Here is a 19,963-nt window from a genome sequence, read left to right on the forward strand (position 1 = left end):
TTGTTCTCCGAGGGGGCTTATCGGCGGTCTGGGTAGTTCAGCGCCATCTGGTAGATGAGCTTGAACAGCAGGTTGAAGGCCAGCGACAGCAGCAGGTAGATGGCGGCCACCACGATGTAGACCTCAAAGCTGCGGAAGGTCTCGGACTGGATGTTGGCGGCCACCGAGGTCAGGTCGTCGGCCGAGATCACCGAAACCACGGCCGAGCTGAGCATCAGCAGGATGAACTGGCTGGTTAGCGCCGGGTAGATGGTCTTGAGCGCGGGCTTGAGGATCACAAAGCGGAAGATCTCCCAGCGCTTCAGATCCAGTGCCAGGCCGGCCTCGATCTGGCCCTTGGGGATGGATTCGATACCGGCGCGTATGATCTCGGTCGCATAGGCGCCCAGATTGACCACCATGGCCACCAGCGCGGCGGTTTGGGGCGACCAGCGCAGGCCGATGGCCGGCAGCGCAAAGAAGAAGAAAAACAACTGCACCAAAAAGGGCGTGTTGCGGATCAGCTCGATATAGGCATTGATGACAAAGCGCAGCGGCGCTGGGCCCGAGGTCTTGCCCCAGGCGCAGACGATGGCGACGGCCAGGCCGATGACCATGGCGAGAAGAGACAGCTGGATGGTCACCCAGGTGCCCTGCAATAGCTGCGGCCAGGCTGCCAGGACCTGGTCGAATTGGAACGTGTAGTTCATGGCGATGCGGCGCTTTTGAAACCGGTTTCAGTAGCGCCGCAGTTTAGCGCAAGGTTACGGAACGATTACTAGGGTTTGCCCTAGTTTGGTGCGTAACGCTGTTTTTAGTGGTTGTGAATCAATGGTTTGGGGATTTTGTCGAGCCGCGCACAATGATGGTGCCTGGTAACTCGACTGTGCGGGCGGGGCTTTGCAGGCCCTGGATGCGCTCGATGAGGCACGTAGCTGCCGCCTGGCCCAGCGCATCGGTGGGCTGGGCCACGGTGCTGAGGCCCGGGCCCACCAGCGCGGCCCAGTCGGTCTCGTCCACGCCGATGATGCCCAGCTCACGCCCGGGCACCCAGCCCAGCGCATGCACGGCGGTGGCCACGCGCAGGCTGGCCACGGCATTGCCGGCCAGCACGGCGGGGTGGCGGCCCGCTTGCAGCGCCTGCTGCTGCCACTGCTGCAGGTGCTGCTGCAAGGCGTTGGCGTTGTGCGGCGTGCTCTCCCACACCTTCCCCTGCATGGCGGCGGGCTGGCCGCGCCGCGTGCCGGCCTGGCCTTGCAGGTCTTGCAGGTAGTGGGCAAAGGCCTGCTGGCGCGCGGTGCGCGAGCTCACATCGGCAATCGGCTCGGTCACCAGCAGCACTTCGTCAAAGCCTTGCTGCTGCAGGTGGTCCATCGCGATCTGGATCACGCCGGGGTTGTCCACAGTCACAAAATCGGCGTCCATGCCTTCCTGGAAGCGGTCCACCAGCACGATGGGCTTGCCGTGCAGCTGTGCGTCCTGCCAGAGCTGGGCGCTGGTGTCCACGCGGTTCAGGATCATGCCGTCGAGCTGGTAGGCCGACAGCGCATGCATGGCATCGCGCTCGCGCCCGGCCTCATTGCCCAGGTTGAACAGCACCAGCAAATAGCCAGCGGCCTGGCAGGCTTTTTCTGCGCCCTGCAGCACCGCTACGGAGAAGGGGTTGGTCACATCGGCTACCGCCAGGCCAATGAGGCGCGTGCGGCCATGCTTGAGCGCCTGCGCCATCGGGCTGGGCCGGTACTGCAGGCTGGCAATGGCCTCCTGCACGCGTTTGGCCATGTCGGGGGTGAGGATGTCGGTGCGGCCATTGAGGTAGCGCGAGACCGTGGCCTTGGAGACCTGGGCCGCCAGCGCCACATCGGCAATCGTGGCCCGGGCCTTGGGGGCGGCAGGCTTGGCTGCGCCGGGCGGGTTGGGGCGCTGGGGAGTGGCGGTGGGCGCAGGCTTGGGCACGGGGCGGTCCAGGGTGGTCGTTACGGTAGCGATGGTAGCGCCGAACCGCCCTGGCCCGGCGCTGGCATGACCGCAGCGCGCTCGGGTCAGTCGCGCAGGTGCGGTGGCGGGCGCAGGGTGCGGTTGCATTGTCCAGGCCCGCTACATCGGCCGGTCGGATCGCCGCACTTGTCAGGATTCTCCGACTTGGCGCCTGTGGATAATTTTGTGCAATGTTGCCGTCGTTGCGCGAGAAACTCCCTGCAATCTCCCTCTAGAGAAGAAATGCACACCGGGAAGCCGGTTTCTGTGGATAAGTTAATTTCATAGCAACTTAGTCAAGTGCTGTGTGGGCGTTGAGGAGGCAGTCGATGAAGGCCTGCGCCACACGGCTCGGCGCGGGCGATAAGCGCCACATGGCCACGAATTGGCAGCGGTATTGGAAGCGTTCTGGCCGCACAGCCCGCATCAAACCTTGGTTTTCAAAACTGGCGGCATAGTGGTCCGGCAGAAATCCCAAAAAACACCCGGACAAAATCAAGGTGGCAATCGACTCCTGGTCAAACCCGGTGGCCGCACGCGGCAGCCGCACGCTGTGGCTCAGCTCCATATTGGGCGAGTGGTAGCCCAGGCCGGCAAAGGGGTAGCTGCGCAGCTGCTCCCAGTCCAGGTCTTCATGCGGCTGCTCCCACAGGTCATGGCCGGCGGCGCAGTACAGCTGCATGTTCTCGGCAAACAGATCGCGGTAGACCAGGCTGGCCGAGCTGCGGTGCGCCGGGATGATGCCCACATGGAAACGCCCATCCATCAGGCCGCGCTCGATCGCGTTGATCGAGCTGACATGCAGCTGCAGGTTCACATCCGGCGCCTGGCCGTGGAACTGCGCAATCGCGCGGTGGATCTGGGCCTGCGGGTTGCTCACCGTCTTGTCGAAGATGGCGATCTCCAGATTGCCGCCCATGCGGGCGTGGATATCGTCAATGCGGCTGCGGAACAGATCCACGCCGCCCAGCAGCTGCAAGGTGGCCTCGTACACCTGGTGGCCCTCCGGCGTGAGCGCAAAGCCCGCGCGCCCGCGCCGGCACAGCACCATGCCCAGGCGGGTCTCCAGGTCCTTCATGTGGCGGCTCAAGGTCGACGTGCCGATATTGAGCTCCAGCTCGGCGGCCGACATGCCCCCGCACTCCACCACGCTCTTGAAGACCTGCAGCAGCCGCAAATCCATATCGCTGAGCTGGCCCAGCACCGCGCGGGCGCGGCGGGCTGCAGCTGGGGGGTGGGGCGGGGAGGCAAACACGGGAGGGCGGGCAGGCATCCGCATAGCTTAGCGGCTTTGGGCGCCTTTGCCCTCGGTGTTTACTCAGCGCACGCCTACCGCTGCGCCGCGGAAGAGCTTGCTGAACTCACGCGGCTGGCTGCGCCAGTACTGGCGTGGTGCATCCACCTGCGCGCCCAGGCTGGCGGCCGCATGCCAGGGCCAGCGCGGGTCGTACAAGGCAGCGCGGCCAATGGCGACGGCATCGGCCTGGCCCGAGGCCACAATGTGCTCGGCCTGCGCAGGCTCGGTCACCAAGCCGACGGCCATCGTGGTCAAGCCCGTGGCCTGTTTGATCGCCTCGGCAAAGCCCACTTGGTAGCCCGGCTGCACGGGGATCTGCTGGGCGGTCGACAGCCCGCCCGAGGACACATGGATAGCGCTGCAACCCAGCGCCTTCAGCCCCTGGGCCAGCGCGATCGAGCCATCGATATCCCAGCCGCCCGGCGCCCAATCCGAAGCGGAGATGCGCACCCACACCGGCTTGGCCGCAGGCACGGCCGCGCGCACGGCGGCAAACACCTCCAGCGGGTAGCGCAGGCGGTTCTCCAGGCTGCCGCCATAGGCGTCGCTGCGGGTGTTGGACAGGGGCGAGAGAAACTCATGCAGCAAGTAGCCATGGGCCATGTGGATCTCGATGCCATCAATGCCCAGCGCATCGGCGGCCTTGGCCGCTGCCACAAACGCGTCCTTCACCTCTGCCAGCTCAGCAGGCGTCATCTCGGCCGGCGGCACCTCGCCCGCCGCATGGGCAATGGCCGAAGGCGCCTGCGCCACCCAGCCCCGGGGCGCATCAGGCGCAATTTGCGCTGCCCCTTCCCAGGGTAGGTGGCTCGACGCCTTGCGGCCCGCATGGGCCAGCTGAATAGCGACCGGAATCGCCGAGAGCTTGCGCAGCGACCCCATCAGCCGCCCCAGCGCCTGTTGGTTGTCGTCCGAGTAAATGCCCAGATCCGCATCGGTAATGCGCCCCACCGCCGATACCGCCGTGGCCTCCAGCACCAGCATGCCCGCGCCCGATACCGCGAGGCTGCCGTAGTGCATCAAATGCCAGTCATTGGCATTGCCCTCTTGCGCCGAGTACTGGCACATGGGGGCGATGACGATGCGGTTGGGGAGCTGGAGCTGGGACAGGGTGAGGGGCTGGAACAGCTGCGAGGGGGCGGGGTTGCTGGCGGGGGTTGGCGTGGTCAGCGAAGGGTCGGTAGTTCTTTGCATGGGTGGGTGTCTGTTGGGTCAATGCGCCGCAAGTGATGCGCGCAGCGGCAGAGCATGCGCAGCGCGGCTGCATCGACAGGTTGCAGGAACGGGGTACAGCGTAGTCCCATATTCAAACCTGGGTGCGGTGGGGGATAGTGGAGGGTTGACCTGTTGGGGACAGGAGAGAGACCGCAATGCGGGAGGGTGCCGAGCGTTTGAAGGCAGGTTATGCATACAGCGATGAATTTGTAGGCATGCTGAGCTGCTGCACGGCGGAATACTCGCCAGTAGGCCGTTTGGTGGACGTTGGGCTGGAGGCATTCCTGCGTAGAAGCGGGTTTACCAATTACCGGAAGACATCAACTCTGCCATCCTGTTCTCGGGATAGCTCGCTTTGTAGGTTGATATGAGAAATTTATATTTTCCAAATGCTGAATTACTGATTTTTTCAGCATAATTCTTTTCCACAATAATCTCATGCAGGCCAAACGCTTCTCGGGGATCTGATATTCTATTTTCAACAAGGTCGTTGAGGTTTTTGACAAATACTTCTTCGGTTGAAAAAGCCCTGAGCGAACCGACCCAGTTGGCGTATTGTGAAACGCTGCCAACCCCCAGTAGACTCATGTCGCTGACCATCTCGGGCTTGTTTTTGTTCAATAAGTCAAAAATATGTTTGCGTTCATTTATGCTCATTGATTTTGCTAATTCATAGTTCTCTTGAAGATTTGATACCATCACTTCAAATCCATAATCATTGTTGGATTTGATGATCTCTGCAATGATATTATGGGCATTCGCAACAGGTGCATAGAGCATGTGTGCAAGCTCGCCGTAGTATTCCTTGTCACTGATCAAACCATCGGCTAATGCATTTTTTAAAATTTGGTGGGTATCTGCGAAGTTGCCTGATCGCGAATAGTCAAAAAGCCTGTCGCGTTTCATTTGTCTAATGGTCTGCAGACCAGGATAGGTCGATGGATCTGCTTCTCGCAAAGGCGTGTCGGCGATCGGGCTAGGGAGTTCATTGGTCAATAGCTTGCTGGCATTTTGAGATGCTCCCGGATCCTGAATAGGTGATTTGTCTTGGAGGCTATCATGGGTGATAAGTACAAAAATACTTCCCAAAATAAATATTCCTACAATAAATATGAAGGCAAGTGTTGGATTTTTATAATTACGCATAGCTGCCATCGAACCATCTGTGTGGAGCTGTAAGGTTTTCCGAGTGGTAAATTTTTTCATGGATGTTTGACACGGTTGCAAAAGCAAGTGTACTACCCATTGGTATTATTTCTATGAAATGGTATTGAGAACGTGTGAGGAGTCTGTGCCAAGATTCCTTTTGTATCGAATAGAGTCTTCGTTCATTGTGCATGAAGATGTAATTTTTTCGATGCTTGTCGATATGAATCTGCGCCGAGGAGTGACTGAATTAAGCTATCAATCTGTAATATAAGTATTTGTGAGCTGATGTGATTGTGTAAATTTCCAGTATAAATATAACCATTTTCTAAAAAGGGTTGACGCCGTTGTCTCGATATCTAAGTAATAAGAGCTTTAATTTGGTATCTGCTGGATATCCATAATCCGGATGAACGTATACTTTGGTATGCCAATCATCCTTGGCTGACCTCCACCAGGCCGTTAATGCTGGCCTATCAAAAAACCATGCCTACTGCCCTCCTCCTCATCGACATCCAACAATCCCTCTGCACCGGCCCCAACGCCGCATGGGACTGCCCCACCCTGATAGCCCGCATCAACCAGGTCACCACCGCTGCGCGCCAGGCCAACACCCCCATCATCTGGGTGCGCCATGCCGAGCCTGGGCTGGAGGCCGACACGCCCGGATGGCAATTGGCCGAGGGTCTGCAGGTGGAGAGCACCGACCTGACCCTGGACAAAACCACCGGCGATGCGTTCTGGAAGACCGACCTGTTGCCCATGCTGCAAAACCTGGGCGTGCAGGAGCTGGTGATTGGCGGGATGCACACGGAGTACTGCGTGGATGTGACCACGCGCGCCGCGCTGCGCCATGGCTACCCGGTGGTACTGCTGGAGGATGCGCACACCACTTGCGGCAATGCCGCCGTTACGCCGCAGCAGGTGATTGCGCACCACAACATCACCCTCAGCAGCACCAGCAGCTTTGGCCCGCGTGCGCGGCTGCAGACGGCGCAGCAGTGGGCGGATTCGGTCACCTCGGTTTAGAAAACCCCGGCTTTGCTGGTGCAAGTGCAGGGCGCTGGAGAGTCGTTCTAGCTCCCAAAGTGGAAGCAGCCAGCCCAGTGCACGCTAGCGCTGTACCAAGGTCGTTCATGCTTGGCCACTGTCAAGCGCGCAGATCACATATGCATCTGCGCATTCCTCAGTTGGAGTAGCTGCTTGCAACCGGCACAGTGCAAGCAGGCCCTGCCGTGATGGCAGCCTTTTCTCCCATGACCTGAAGGACGACACAGCATGACTATCCGCACAGCAGCGCCTTGGCGCGTTTTGATTGCCGGCACCATCGCGGCAACCGTTTGGGGCGCAAGCCCTGCCTTTGCCAACACGCCGCAAGCGGTGCCTGCGGGCGCGCTGGTCAGCACCGAATGGCTGGCGGCCAACCTGCAGCGGCCCGATGTGCGGGTGATCGAGGTGAGCGTGAACCCGGGGCTGTATGAGCGGGCACATATTCCGGGTGCGGTCAACTTCTCCTGGCACAACGACCTCAATGACAAGGTGCGCCGCGACATTGTTAGCAAGGAGGCGTTTGAGCAGCTGCTCTCCAAGGGCGGCGTGAGCGACAACACCACCGTGGTGCTCTACGGCGACACCAACAACTGGTTTGCGGCCTGGGGCGCCTGGGTGTTTGATGTGTATGGCGTCAAGAACGTGAAGCTGCTCGATGGCGGCCGCAAGAAGTGGGAGGCCGAAAACCGTGCGCTGAACAACCGCGCACCGGACTACGCCGCCACCACCTACCGTGTGGGCCAGGTCAACACCGATTTGCGAGCCCGCCTGGGTGATGCGCTGGCGGCGGTAGAGGGCAAGGGCGCCACGCAGCTGGTGGATATTCGCTCGGCCGACGAATACCAGGGCAAGGTGTTTGCGCCTGCCGGCGTGCCCGAGCTGGCCGTGCGTGCCGGCCATATCCCTGGCGCGGTGAATGTGCCCTGGGGCAAGGCGGTCAATGAAGACGGCACCTTCAAATCGCGGGCTGATCTGCAAAAGCTCTATGCCGATGCCGGCATCGACGGCAGCAAGCCCATCATCACCTACTGCCGCATTGGCGAGCGCAGCAGCCATACCTGGTTTGCGCTGAGCAAGATCCTGGGCTACCAGGTGAAGAACTATGACGGCTCCTGGACCGAATACGGCAACAGCGTCGGCGTGCCGATCAACAACCCGGCCGGCACGATCTGGGCAGCCAAGTAAGCCGATTCTTTGGTGTATTGAATGTCTCCGCATGGGCTCGGTCCTGTGTTCACTGCCCGCCTTGCGCGGGCATTTTTTTGGATGGAATGCGATGACTGATTCCAGTGGGGGTTTGGGAGGTGCGGGCACTGCTGCCGGGCAGCGCGCGGCCGGGAGCCTCAGTGCTTATTGGCAGCCGGTGACGGCGGCGGTATTGCTGCTGGCGCTGTGGCCCTTGCAGCAGGTCTTGCTGCAGCGCGATGGCGGGCGCACCCTGGTGTTTGCGCTGGCCATTGGACTGGCGCTGGGGGTGGTGCTGCAGCGCTCGCGCTTTTGCTTTTACTGCCATGCGCGCGATTGGCTGCAGCGCGATGACCCGCGCGGGATTTTGGCGATCATTCTGGCGCTGGCCGTGGGGCTTGTGGGCATGACGGTGGTGCAAAGCAGCTGGGTGCCCAACCCGCAGGCGGGGCAGTTGCCGCCCGATATGCATATTGGCCCGGTCAGCTGGGTGCTGGTGCTGGCGGGCCTGGCCTTTGGGGCGGGCATGCTGGTGTCGGGCTCCTGCATCAGCGCGCACTGGTACCGGCTGGCGGAGGGATCGGCCGCATCGCCATTTGCGCTGCTGGGCACGGCGCTGGGCTTCGCCTTGGGCTTTCAGACCTGGAACCCGCTCTACAGCCTGGCGGTGGCCGATGCGCCCGTCGTCTGGCTGCCGCAGCACCTGGGCTATGGCGGCGCGCTGCTGCTGCAGCTGGGCGTGCTGGCGGCTTGGGCGGCCTGGGTGTGGCAGCGCCATGTGCAGCAGCGCCAGCGCAGCCTGCCGTTGGCTACAGCGCCCACAGCAGCGGCGCCGCGCAGCCTGCCCGCGCTGTGGCGCAGCCTCTGGCAAGGGCGTTGGAACTATGCCCTGGGCGGCCTGCTGGTGGGGCTGATTGCCACCGCCGCCATTGTGCGCATGCGGCCTTTAGGCGTGACGGCCTTGCTCGGCAGCCAGGTGCGCGGCGCGTTGCAGAGCCAGGGCTGGGTGCCTGATCGGCTCAATGGCCTCGATGGCTTTGCCGGCTGCGCCACCTTGCCTGCTGCGACCTGGGCCACGCCCAATGCGCTGGTGCTGCTGGGCTTGCTGGCCGGCGCGTTTATCGCCGCTTTTGCCAGCGGCCAGTTCCGCCCGCGCCTGCCCACCGGGCGGGATGCGGGCCGGGGTTTGCTCGGCGGCGTGCTGCTGGGCTGGGGCGCCATGACCGGTATTGGTTGCACCGTGGGCACCTTGCTGTCCGGCGGCATGGCGGGTGCGCTGAGCGGCTGGGTGTTTGGCGCGGCCATGCTGCTGGTGCTGTGGCTGGGGTTTAGGCTGCAGACCTGGTGGGCGAGCCGGGCTTGATGGGGCAGGGTGCGCATGCCGGGTTAAAGGCAGTTGCTTGGCTGTGATCCGGTGGCTTGATGCTATGGACTTGGTAGTGCATTGAGCCCCTGCGCCAGTCGGCTGTCACACCCGAGCTGTGGTTTTGGCGCTATATTTCCACTCGCTTGCCACACCCACGGGATTGACCATGCTTTTAGGCCTTGCCGCCAACCGTTTGCACCACCAGAACGAGGATGCTGCACTGTTCAGCTTTTTGCGCGCCTGCGAGCAGGGGATTCGGGAGCTGAACATCGGGTTCCATGCGGTGGGCCGCACCTATGACGCGATTGCAGCGGCAGAAATGCTCAAAGGCTACAAGGGCATGGTGCGCTACCCCTATGGCCGCGAAGGCGGCCTGATGAAGCTGGTGGCCGAGGTCGTAGGCATGCCGGGTGACAACCGCGTGCTCGATGGCGCGATCTACCTGATTGACCCGGTGGACCCGTCGTCGATCTTCCCCGAAGCACTGGCCTTGAAGCGCCAGTGCGTAATCCACGGCAAACCCTTTATCTCCACCGCAGCCAGCGCGCGCGACTGGGTGGAGATGGAACGCATCCATGCCGGGCTGGCGCCCGACCGCCATGCCGACCGCCTGCACGACTATGGCAACCAGACCCTGGCGCTGATCGCCCACGATGCGATGAAGCCGGCGATGCTGGATTTTTGCGAGCGCAATTTTGCGCTGCTCTCGCGCTACCGCCGCCGCGTGGGCACCGGCACCACCGGCCAAAAGCTCAACGAGCTGGCCTGGAGCAAGGGCTGGCCGGTTGACAAGCCCTGGGTGGACCGTTTCAACAGCGGCCCGCTGGGAGGTGACGCACAAATTGCCGACCTGGTGCTGGAGCGCCGCTGCCAGCGCGCGATCTTCTTTGAAGACCCGCATGTGGCCCGCCAGCATGAGGCCGATATCCAGCTGCTGGAGCGGGCGGTGACGACCGTCACCCAGGAGGTGGTGTGCATGACCTCGCCAGCGGTGGCCCAGCGCTGGTGCGATGCGGCCGTCAAACGCTAAGCCCTACCTCGTCAGAAATCAGCCTGCCTGCACCTCGTTGGCCACCTCGATCAGGTTCTCATCCGGGTCGTAGAAATACAGCGATTGCAGCGTGGCCTGCGCACCCGTCGCCCGCACCGGCCCCTGCACGATGGCGACCTGCTCGCGCTGCAGGTGGGCGATGACATCGGCCAAGGGCATGCGTGTCAGAAAGCAGATATCGGCAGAGCCAGGGGTTGCATGTTTGACGTTCGGGTCGACGACATGGCCGACCTCGTGCAGGTTGATCTTTTGCCGGCCAAAGTGCAGCGCATGGCGGCCAGGCTTGAACTCCTGGGCCTCCATGCCCAGCACCCGCTCGTAAAAGGCAATGCTGCGCGGGATGCTGTGCACGGTGAGCACCAGGTGGTCCAGGGCATCGACCAGAGAGGTGGTGGTAGGCATAGGGCTTGCTCCAAAAGTGGATTCCAGGGGGCAGTATGCGCCCAAGCTGGGCGGTGCTCGGTGCTGGGCGTTGCAAGCGGTGCCCCATGCCAAAAAGCCGCAGCGCCCCATGGCGTCTGCGGCTGGCCGTTATGGCGCGCGGCCCGTGGCTCAGGCCTGCTGCGGCGCCAGTGTCTTGGTGTAGAGCGCGGCGCCGTTGAGGTCCTTCAGCACCACGGTCAGCGCCCGGCTTTGGTGGTCGATATCGAGCTGGCCAAAGAACTGGTAGCCCTCGCTGGGGGCGGAGTTGGCCTTGGGCGGCGCCTTGTGAAAGACGACATCGAGGCCAAAGGTCTGGTCGGCCTCATTGGGGCCAAAGCCGCCGGCATTGAGGGGGCCGGAGACGAATTCCCAGAACGGTGCGAAATCCTTGAACTGCGCGCGCTCGGGGCTGTAGTGGTGGGCGGCGGTGTAGTGCACATCGGCGGTGAGCCACACCACGTTGTCGATGCCTGCATCCTTGATGCCCTTCAACAGGCGCGCCATCTCCAGCTCGCGCCCCTTGGGCACGCCGTGCTCGCCATTGGCAATGGCCTCCCACTGGTCGCGGCCTTGGGCGTCCTTGCCGTCGGGCACAAACAGGCCGATGGGCATGTCGGCGGCAATCAGCTTCCAGGTGGCGGTGCTGGCCTTGAGGCCCGCCAGCAGCCAGTCGAGCTGGGGGCGGCCGAGAAAGTCGGTTTCGGCGCTTTCAGCGGCCTGCAGGTTGTGGCTGTTGGGGCCACGGTAGCTGCGCATGTCCAGCACAAAGATATCGGCCAGCGGGCCTTGGGGCAGGTGTCGGTAGACGCGCTGCTGCTCGGCCGTGCCAAAGGGGCGCATGGGCGCGTATTCCATAAAGGCGCGGCGGCCCCGGGCCGTGAGCAGCTGCACATTCTTTTCGGTATAGCGCTTGTCGTTGGCCACGCTCTTGCTGTCTGAGTAGTTGTTGGTCACCTCATGGTCGTCCCACTGCCAGATCTGTGCGACTTCGCTGCCCAGCGCGCGCACGTTGCGGTCCATCAGGTTGTAGCGGTAGCGGCCGCGGTATTCGTCCAGCGTCTCGGCCACCTTGGCGACCTGGGGCGTGACCAGGTTCTTCCAGGTGCTGCCATCGGGCAGCGCGACGGTCTCGGCGATGGGGCCGTCGGCATAGATGGTGTCGCCGCTGTGCAAAAACACATCGGGGTTGGCCTTGCGCATCTCGTCATAGATGCGCATGCCGCCGATGCCCTCGTTGATGCCAAAGCCCTGGCCCACGGTATCGCCGCTCCACACCAGGCGAAAGGGGCGGGTGGCAGGGCCCTGGCTGGCCAGCGGGGTGCGGAAATGCCCCAGCACGGCCGGGCTGCGGGTGTTGCTGCTGGCCAGGTCATCGAGCAGCACGCGGTAGAAGATGTCCTGCCCGGCGGGCAGGCCCTGCAGATCGACGCGGCCGGTGCCATCGCTATCGGGCAGCAGATCGGGCCCGCGCACCAGGGTGCTTTGGGCAAAGCTACTGGTGGTGGACCATTCCACCCGCATGCGCGCCTCGCGGCTGGCCCGCGCCCAGACGATGGCGCTGTGGGCCAGCACATCACCGCTTTGCAGGCCCGACAGCAGCATCGGCCGCGCGGCATCCTGGGTGATGGCGGCGGGCGCCGTTTGCGCGCGCAGGATGCCGGGCAGCAGGCCCGTGCCGGCGATGGCGCTGGAAGAGAGCAGAAAGCGGCGGCGGGCTAAAGGGTCGTGGGAGGTCATGGTGGCGGTACCGGTGGCAGCAAAAAACGCCACGATAGCCAGGGCCTGTGACACCGGGATGAAGCGTGAAACAGCGTGTTAACGCTTTCTGCTTCAGCGATGAAAGCTATAGTATTAGTAGCATTTTCTATGCTGGACAGCAGCAGATGCAGCCACGGCCGGCTGCGTTTTGCGGGCTTGTGTGGACGGTATTACTTGCGCAATTCAGCAAGTGAGCTTTGATATCTCATTCTTTGAATAAGCATCCGCGCACCCCACAATGGCGTATCAACACCGGTAGCCGCTAGGCGGATTCAAGGAGCAGACATGAGCTTTGTGCAGATTGACGATACGACGGGCAGCACGCAGCTGCGCACCGATGCGGCCTGGCTGGACGCACACTGGATGCCCTTTACCGGCAACCGCAACTTCAAGGCCAAGCCGCGCATGATCGTCAGCGGCCAGGGCGCCTACTACACCGATGCCGATGGCCGCAAGATTTTTGACGGCCTCTCGGGCCTGTGGTGCTCGGGCATTGGCCATGGCCGCAAGGAAGTGGCCGAGGCGATTGGCAAGGCGGCGCTGCAGCTCGATTACGCACCGGCTTTCCAGTTTGGCCACCCCGCCTCGTTTGCGCTGGCCAACAAGATCAAGGAACACACGCCAGCAGGCCTGGACCATGTGTTCTTCACCGGCTCGGGCTCGGAAGCGGCCGACACCTCGCTCAAGATGGTGCGCGCCTACTGGCGCTTGAAGGGCCAGGCCGGCAAGACGGTGCTGGTGGGCCGCGAGAAAGGCTACCACGGCGTGAACTACGGCGGCATCTCGGTGGGCGGCATTGCCGGCAACCGCAAGATGTTTGGCCAGGGCATTGTGGCCGACCACCTGCCCCACACCCAGCCGCCAGCTGGCACCTTCCAGAAGGGCATGTCCGATGAAGGCGGCCGCGCGCTGGCCGACAAGCTGCTCGATGTGATCGCGCTGCATGACGCGAGCAATATCGCAGCGGTGATCGTCGAGCCGTTCTCGGGTTCGGCCGGCGTGGTGATCCCGCCCAAGGGCTACCTGGAGCGCATCCGCGAGATCTGCACGCAAAACGGCATTCTGCTGATTTTTGACGAGGTCATCACCGGCTTTGGCCGCTGCGGTGCCTGGACGGGCGCAGAAGCCTTTGGCGTGGTGCCCGACATCATGAACTTTGCCAAGCAGGTGACCAATGGCGCCCAGCCGCTGGGCGGCTGCGTGGTCACCAAGGACATCTACGACACCTTCATGGCCGCAGGCGGCCCCGAGTACATGCTGGAGTTTGCCCACGGCTACACCTACTCGGCCCACCCGGTGGCCTGCGCGGCCGGTGTGGCGGTGATGGACATTCTGGAAAAAGAAGACATGCCCGGCCGCGTCAAGGCGCTGGCGCCTTACTTTGAAAACGCGGTGCACAGCTTGAAGGGCGCCAAGCACATCGCTGATATCCGCAACTACGGCCTGGCTGCGGGCTTTACGATTGCCGCGCTGCCCGGCGAGCCGGCCAAGCGCCCCTATGAGATCGCGATGAAGTGCTGGGAAAAAGGCTTCTACGTGCGCTATGGTGGCGACACCATCCAGCTGGCGCCGCCCTTTATCAGCGAAAAGGCCGAGATCGACCGTTTGATCAATGCGCTGGGTGACGCGCTGGCTGAAACCAACTGATTCACCTATAACTGCCCTCGTATCTGGCGCCCTGGTTCAGGGCGCCGGTGCTGTTTTTGAATTGCATCCAAGAGAGACTGACATGAACCACGACAAGAATGTGACGGCCACGGTAGGCCATTTGATCGACGGCAAGATCGTGCACGATGGCGGCCGCACGCAGCCGGTGTTCAACCCGGCAACGGGCCAATCGACGGTGAGCGTGGAGCTGGCCAGCAAGGCGACGGTGGAGGCCGCGATTGCCTCTGGCGAAAAGGCCTTCCCCGCCTGGCGCAATACGCCGCCGCTCAAGCGCGCGCGCATCATGGGCCAGCTCAAGGTGCTGCTGGAGCAGAACGCCGACAAGATCGCCGCGATGATCACCGCCGAGCATGGCAAGGTGTTGGCCGATGCGCATGGCGAGCTGCAACGCGGTATCGAGAACGTCGAGTTCGCCAGCTACGCGCCCGAGCTGCTCAAGGGCGAGCACAGCCGCAATGTGGGCCCCAATATCGACAGCTGGAGCGAGTTCCAGGCGCTGGGTGTGACGGCGGGCATCACGCCCTTCAACTTCCCCGCGATGGTGCCTTTGTGGATGTGGCCCATGGCCGTGGCCTGCGGCAATACCTTTGTGCTCAAGCCCTCCGAGCGCGACCCGACCAGCGCGCTGTACATTGCCCAGCTGGCGCAGGAAGCCGGCCTGCCACCGGGGGTGCTCAACGTCGTCAACGGCGACAAGGAAGCGGTCGATACCCTGCTGCATGACCCGCGCGTCAAGGCGGTGAGCTTTGTCGGATCGACCCCTATTGCCGAGTACATCTACGGCGAAGGCTGCAAGAGCGGCAAGCGCGTGCAGGCGCTGGGTGGTGCCAAGAACCATGCGGTGGTGATGCCCGATGCCGACATCAGCAACGCGGTGACCGCGATGATGGGCGCCGCCTACGGCAGCTGCGGCGAGCGCTGCATGGCCGTGCCGCTGGTGGTGGCCGTGGGCGACGAGGTGGCTGACCAGATGATTGCGGGCCTCAGCGCCGAGATTGCCAAGATGAAGGTGGGCCCGGGCACCGACAATGGCAACGACATGGGTCCGCTGATCACCAAGCCGCATTTCGAGAAGGTCAAGGCCTATGTGGACAGCGGTGTGCAAGAGGGCGCCAAGCTGCTGATCGACGGCCGCAGCCTGCAGGTGGCCGGTCATGAGGAAGGCTACTTCCTGGGCCCGTGCCTCTTCGACAACGTGCGCCCCGGCATGAAGATCTACCAGGAAGAGATCTTTGGTCCGGTGCTGGGCATTGTGCGCGTCAAGACCTTGCAAGAGGCGATGGACCTGATCAACGCGCACGAGTACGGCAACGGCACCTGCATCTTCACCCGCGATGGGGAGGCGGCGCGCTACTTCAGCGACCATATTCTGGTGGGCATGGTTGGCATCAATGTGCCGCTGCCTGTGCCCGTCGCCTACCACTCGTTTGGCGGCTGGAAGCGCAGCCTGTTTGGTGACTTGCATGCCTACGGGCCTGACGCCGTGCGCTTCTACACCAAGCGCAAGACCATCACCCAGCGCTGGCCCAGCGCCGGTGTGCGCGATGGCGCGGTGTTCAGCTTCCCGAGCAGCCGCTAATACGCAGCAGCAGCCGCCCAGCGATGGGCCCGGCTGCAAGTTGGTGCGTTTCTTGCGAAGGCCAGGGCATTGCCCCCAGCCTTTGCACCATGCGCACCAGCACCGCCCACCGCCGAACTTCGGACACCGCAGCTTCTGCCGAAGCTGCTGCCCACAGCACCTCCCCCAGCACGCCACCGGCACACCCACCGGTGGCGGCTTTGTCTGCGGCTGTGCCCGCATTGGATCCCAGGCCGATGCCCGCGCCGGTGCCCACGCCGGTGCCCACGTCCGATCTCCCATCCGACAGCCTGTTCAACCTCTCGCTGGCCAAGGGCCTGCAGGTGCTGTGTGCCTTCAACGCCGCGCACCGCAGCATGACCCTGGCCGAGATTGCGCAGGCTGCCGGCATGACCAAGGCTTCGGCGCAGCGCTCGGTGCACACCTTGCAGGCGCTGGGCTATATCGGCAAGCACCCGAGCACGCGGCGCTTTGTGCTGCTGCCGCGCGTGGTGGAGCTGGGCTTCAACTACCTGGAGGCGCACCCGATGATCAGCGCCGCCCACACCTATCTGGCGCAGCTGGCGCGGCAAAGCGGTGAGACGGCGACCTTGTCCGAGCCTGCGGGCACGCACATGGTCTACCTGGCCCAGGTGCTGACGACGCAGCACATCCCCGTGCTGACACCGGTGGGCACCCAGGTGCCGCTGTACGCCAGCAGCTGCGGCCGCGCCTACCTGAGCCAGCTGCCTGCGCCAGAGGCGCGCGCTCTGCTGCAGCAGGCGCCGATGCCCGCGCGCACCCGCGCCACCCTGACGACGGTGGATGCCGTCATGGAGCGCCTGGCGCTGTGCCAGCAAACGGGCTATGCCACCAACTGCGAAGAGCTGTTTCTGGGCGATATGGGCATTGCCGCGCCGGTCTTCAATGCACGCGGCGTGGTCGTGGGCGCCATCCACCTGGCGCCCCCTACCAGCCGCTGGAACATGGCCGATGCCCAGCAGGCGCTGGCGCCGCTGGTGATTGAATGCGCGCGGGCAGTGTCGCAGCTATTGCCGGCTGACTAAAAAACGCGGAGCCCGAGCGCTGCACGTTCTTCTACCGCTTTGATGGCCTTTCAGCGCCGCATCAAGCCACCCCTGCATGCGCCAGCATCGCATGCAGCAGCACATTGCAGCCAGCAGCCAGGTGCTCGGATTTGGCGTCCTCGATCTCGTTGTGGCTGATGCCATCCTTGCAGGGCACAAAGATCATCGCGGTGGGCGCCACGCTGTGCACATAGACGGCGTCATGGCCGGCGCCGCTGACGACCTCCATGTGGTCGTAGCCCAAGGTGTCGGCCGCGCCACGCACGCTGGCCACGCAGTCGGGGTGGAAGATGCAGGGCGCAAAGCGCACCACCTGCGTGATCTCCACCTGGCATTGGCACTGGGCGGCCAGCCGCGCAAACTCTGCGCGCATGGCGGCGTCCATCGCATCCAGGCCGGTCTGCGAAAGGTTGCGAAAGTCGACGCTGAACTTCACCTGGCCCGGGATCACATTGCGGGAGTTGGGCAGCACCTGCAGATGGCCGACGGTGCCGCGCCCGTGCGGCGCCTGGTCCAGTGCAATGCGGTTGACGGCATCGACCATGCGGGCAGAGGCTAGCATCGCGTCATGGCGCAGGTTCATCGGCGTGGGGCCGGCATGGGCGTCCATGCCGGTGACGGTCACGTCATACCACTGCTGGCCCAGCGCGCCGCTGACGATGCCAATCGGCTTGTCATAGGCTTCCAGCACCGGGCCTTGCTCGATATGCGCTTCAAAATAAGCGGCAAAGGCGCCACCGGGCACATCACCGCAGGCCACATCGCCCAGGTAGCCGATGCGGGCCAGCTCAGCGCCGACGGTAAGGCCTGCACCATCTTGTTGCGAGCGGATGTGGTCTGCACCAAAAATTCCCGCAAATGCACCAGAGCCCATCATCACCGGCGTGAAGCGCGTGCCTTCCTCGTTCATCCAGAAGGCCACTTCCAGCGGCGCGCGGGTCTGGATGCCATGGCTGTTGAGCGTGCGCACCACCTCCAGGCCGGCGAGCACGCCGTAGTTGCCATCGAACTTGCCGCCGGTGGGCTGGGTGTCGATATGGCTGCCGGTGGCTACGGCGCGTGCCTGCGGATCGGTGCCGGGGCGGCGGCCAAACACATTGCCCACTTCGTCCACGCGCACCTGCAGGCCTGCGTCGCGGAACCATTGCACGACCTGGTCGCGGCCGGCCTTGTCCTCGTCGGTCAAGGCAATGCGGCAGACACCGCCTTTGGGCGTGGCCCCTATCTGGGCGAGATCCATCAGCGATTGCCAGAGGCGGTTTTCATCAATGCGCAGGCTGTCTATTGGGGTCATGCGGGTACTCCTGAAAGTGAGGCGATCAATGCGCAGGGCGTTCGCATAAAGCATGCCAAAAATATCGATGAATCAAACACTTGTATCGATTATCGATATGCGTGATGTGGCACGCAGCTTGCTTTGGACTTGTCATCCCCCACTCCTTGGAAAGGTCCTGTGATGCAAGCGTCTTCCGGTTTCTCCGTCTCCCGTCCCGCGCTCAAAAGCCTGGCTCTGGCTGTCACCCTGGCGCTGGGCGCTGGTGCTGCCATGGCCCAGGAAAAGGTGCTGCGCATTGCAATGACTGCGGGCGATATCCCGCGCACCTCGGGCCAGCCCGACCAGGGTTTTGAGGGCAACCGTTTTACCGGCATCCCGATGTATGACGCGCTGACCCAGTGGGACCTGAGCAAGGCCGACAAGCCCAGCGAGCTGGTGCCGGGCCTGGCGCTGTCCTGGGAGGTGGATGCCAAGGACAAGACCAAGTGGCTGTTCAAGCTGCGCCCCGGTGTCAAGTTCCACGATGGCAGCGCCTTCACGGCCGATGCCGTGGTCTGGAACGTGAACAAGGTGCTGGACAAGGAGGCCGAGCAGTTTGACCCGGCCCAGGTGGGCGTGACCGCCTCGCGCATGCCCACGCTCAAGTCCGCCAAGAAGATCGATGACCTGACCGTCGAGCTGACCACCACCGAGCCCGATTCCTTCTTGCCGATCAACTTGAGCAATCTGTTCATGGCCTCGCCCGCGCACTGGGCCAAGAAGCTGGCTGCAGTGCCGGCCTCCGTCAGCGGCAAGGCCGAGCGCAGCAAGGCCGCCTGGACGGCGTTTGCCGCCGACCCCTCGGGCACCGGCCCCTTCAAGGGCGCACGCCTGGTGCCGCGCGAGCGCTTTGAGATGGTGAAGAATGCCAGCTACTGGGACCCCAAGCGCACGCCGACCATCGACAAGGTGGTGCTGCTGCCGCTGCCTGAGGCCAACTCGCGCACTGCCGCGCTGATGAGCGGCCAGGTGGACTGGATCGAGGCGCCGGCGCCCGATGCGCTCGATGCGATCAAGGCACGCGGCTTCAAGGTGTATTCCAACCTGCAGCCCCACATCTGGCCCTGGCAGTTCTCGTTTGTGGAAGGCTCGCCCTGGCTGGACAAGCGCGTGCGCCATGCCGCCAACCTCTGCGTGGACCGCGCCAGCATGAAGCAGCTCTTGAATGGCCAGATGGAGCCGGCCACCGGCATTTTTGAGCCTGGCCACCCCTGGCGCGGCAGCCCCAGCTTCCAGATCAAGTACGACGTGAAGGCCGCGCAGGCGCTGATGACACAGGCGGGCTTTAGCGCCAGCAAGCCGATCAAGGTGAAGATCCAGACCTCCGCCTCGGGCTCGGGCCAGATGCAACCGTTGCCGATGAACGAGTTCATCCAGCAGAACCTCAAGGAATGCTTCTTTGATGTCGAGTTCGATGTGGTGGAGTGGAACACGCTGTTTTCCGGCTGGCGCCTGGGCGCCAAGGACCCGGGTGCCAACAAGGCCAGCGCCACCAATGTGACGGCAGCGACCATGGACCCCTTCTTTGCGATGGTGCGCTTTGTCAGCACCAAGTCCTTCCCGCCGCTGTCCAACAACTGGGGCTTCTACAGCAACAAGCAGGTGGACGCGGTGGTGGACAAGGCCCGCACCACCTTTGATGCCAAGGAACGCGACAAGGCCCTGGCCGAGCTGCACACCCTGGTGGTCGATGAGTCGCCCTTCCTGTTTGTGGCACACGATGTGGGCCCACGCGCCATGTCGGCCAAGGTCGGCAACGTGGTGCAGCCGCAAAGCTGGTTCATCGATATCGCGACGATGACGATGAAATAAGCCGGGCGTCCCCGGGCATGCAGACCGGTGCTGAGACACCGCTGCATGCCGGGCGCAGGCCGATGGCCCAACCCG

General features: G+C 63.3%; 16 protein-coding genes. 8 read left to right on the forward strand and 8 right to left on the reverse strand.

Annotated elements, in window-relative coordinates; genetic code table 11:
- Positions 1-17 precede the first annotated feature (17 nt).
- The 5 genes from WH367_RS15265 to WH367_RS15285 form a co-directional block, all read right to left on the reverse strand.
- Positions 18-689 (reverse strand): amino acid ABC transporter permease, encoded by a 672-nt coding sequence (locus WH367_RS15265; RefSeq protein ID WP_339536731.1) that lies wholly within the window; start codon positions 687-689, stop codon positions 18-20.
- Between the two features lie 118 nt (positions 690-807).
- Positions 808-1,935, reverse strand: coding sequence for a LacI family DNA-binding transcriptional regulator (locus tag WH367_RS15270; RefSeq protein ID WP_339536732.1), 1,128 nt, complete (start codon positions 1,933-1,935; stop codon positions 808-810).
- Between the two features lie 313 nt (positions 1,936-2,248).
- The gene (locus tag WH367_RS15275) at positions 2,249-3,229 is read right to left on the reverse strand and encodes a LysR family transcriptional regulator (RefSeq protein ID WP_373604899.1); all 981 of its coding nucleotides are present in this window, start codon (positions 3,227-3,229) and stop codon (positions 2,249-2,251) included.
- 45 nt (positions 3,230-3,274) lie between these two features.
- Positions 3,275-4,447, reverse strand: coding sequence for an NADH:flavin oxidoreductase/NADH oxidase (locus tag WH367_RS15280; RefSeq protein WP_339536733.1), 1,173 nt, complete (start codon positions 4,445-4,447; stop codon positions 3,275-3,277).
- A 321-nt stretch (positions 4,448-4,768) separates the two neighbouring features.
- Complete coding sequence (locus WH367_RS15285) at positions 4,769-5,674, reverse strand: hypothetical protein (RefSeq protein ID WP_339536734.1); 906 nt, start codon at positions 5,672-5,674, stop codon at positions 4,769-4,771.
- 426 nt (positions 5,675-6,100) lie between these two features.
- Here WH367_RS15285 and WH367_RS15290 point away from each other — a divergent pair, with 426 nt between their 5' ends.
- From WH367_RS15290 to WH367_RS15305, 4 genes are all read left to right on the forward strand, one after another.
- Positions 6,101-6,643, forward strand: coding sequence for a cysteine hydrolase family protein (locus WH367_RS15290; RefSeq protein WP_339536735.1), 543 nt, complete (start codon positions 6,101-6,103; stop codon positions 6,641-6,643).
- Positions 6,644-6,892: 249 nt separating this feature from the next.
- The gene (locus WH367_RS15295) at positions 6,893-7,849 is read left to right on the forward strand and encodes a sulfurtransferase (RefSeq protein ID WP_339536737.1); all 957 of its coding nucleotides are present in this window, start codon (positions 6,893-6,895) and stop codon (positions 7,847-7,849) included.
- Between the two features lie 91 nt (positions 7,850-7,940).
- The gene (locus tag WH367_RS15300; protein ID WP_339536738.1) at positions 7,941-9,212 is read left to right on the forward strand and encodes a YeeE/YedE family protein; all 1,272 of its coding nucleotides are present in this window, start codon (positions 7,941-7,943) and stop codon (positions 9,210-9,212) included.
- Positions 9,213-9,381: 169 nt separating this feature from the next.
- Positions 9,382-10,245: a methylglyoxal synthase gene (locus WH367_RS15305; protein WP_339536739.1), complete on the forward strand. Its 864-nt coding sequence runs from the start codon at positions 9,382-9,384 to the stop codon at positions 10,243-10,245.
- An 18-nt stretch (positions 10,246-10,263) separates the two neighbouring features.
- Here the strand turns inward: WH367_RS15305 and WH367_RS15310 are convergent, their stop codons facing one another.
- Both WH367_RS15310 and WH367_RS15315 read right to left on the reverse strand, forming a co-directional pair.
- On the reverse strand, positions 10,264-10,668 hold the full coding sequence (locus WH367_RS15310; RefSeq protein ID WP_339536740.1) for a VOC family protein: 405 nt from the start codon (positions 10,666-10,668) through the stop codon (positions 10,264-10,266).
- Positions 10,669-10,818: 150 nt separating this feature from the next.
- Positions 10,819-12,426 (reverse strand): alkaline phosphatase D family protein, encoded by a 1,608-nt coding sequence (locus WH367_RS15315; protein ID WP_339536741.1) that lies wholly within the window; start codon positions 12,424-12,426, stop codon positions 10,819-10,821.
- Between the two features lie 306 nt (positions 12,427-12,732).
- Between WH367_RS15315 and WH367_RS15320 the strand changes: the two genes are divergently transcribed.
- The 3 genes from WH367_RS15320 to WH367_RS15330 all read left to right on the forward strand — a co-directional run bounded on the left by WH367_RS15320 (position 12,733) and on the right by WH367_RS15330 (position 16,740).
- Positions 12,733-14,094, forward strand: coding sequence for an aspartate aminotransferase family protein (locus WH367_RS15320; protein ID WP_339517010.1), 1,362 nt, complete (start codon positions 12,733-12,735; stop codon positions 14,092-14,094).
- A gap of 82 nt (positions 14,095-14,176) precedes the next feature.
- Positions 14,177-15,694, forward strand: a complete 1,518-nt coding sequence (locus WH367_RS15325) for a CoA-acylating methylmalonate-semialdehyde dehydrogenase (RefSeq protein WP_339536742.1) — start codon at positions 14,177-14,179, stop codon at positions 15,692-15,694.
- 236 nt (positions 15,695-15,930) lie between these two features.
- Entirely contained in the window at positions 15,931-16,740 is an 810-nt protein-coding gene (locus WH367_RS15330; protein ID WP_339536763.1) for an IclR family transcriptional regulator, read from the forward strand.
- A gap of 61 nt (positions 16,741-16,801) precedes the next feature.
- Here WH367_RS15330 and WH367_RS15335 read toward each other — a convergent pair whose 3' ends face one another.
- The gene (locus WH367_RS15335; RefSeq protein ID WP_339517013.1) at positions 16,802-18,055 is read right to left on the reverse strand and encodes a Zn-dependent hydrolase; all 1,254 of its coding nucleotides are present in this window, start codon (positions 18,053-18,055) and stop codon (positions 16,802-16,804) included.
- 162 nt (positions 18,056-18,217) lie between these two features.
- Here WH367_RS15335 and WH367_RS15340 point away from each other — a divergent pair, with 162 nt between their 5' ends.
- Positions 18,218-19,888 carry an ABC transporter substrate-binding protein gene (locus WH367_RS15340; protein WP_339536743.1) on the forward strand — a complete coding sequence of 557 codons (1,671 nt, stop codon included), beginning with the start codon at positions 18,218-18,220 and terminating at the stop codon, positions 19,886-19,888.
- The last annotated feature ends 75 nt before the right edge of the window (positions 19,889-19,963 follow it).

The organism is Comamonas sp. MYb21 (assembly GCF_037479395.1).
In the GTDB taxonomy this organism is placed as follows: Bacteria; Pseudomonadota; Gammaproteobacteria; order Burkholderiales; family Burkholderiaceae_C; genus Comamonas.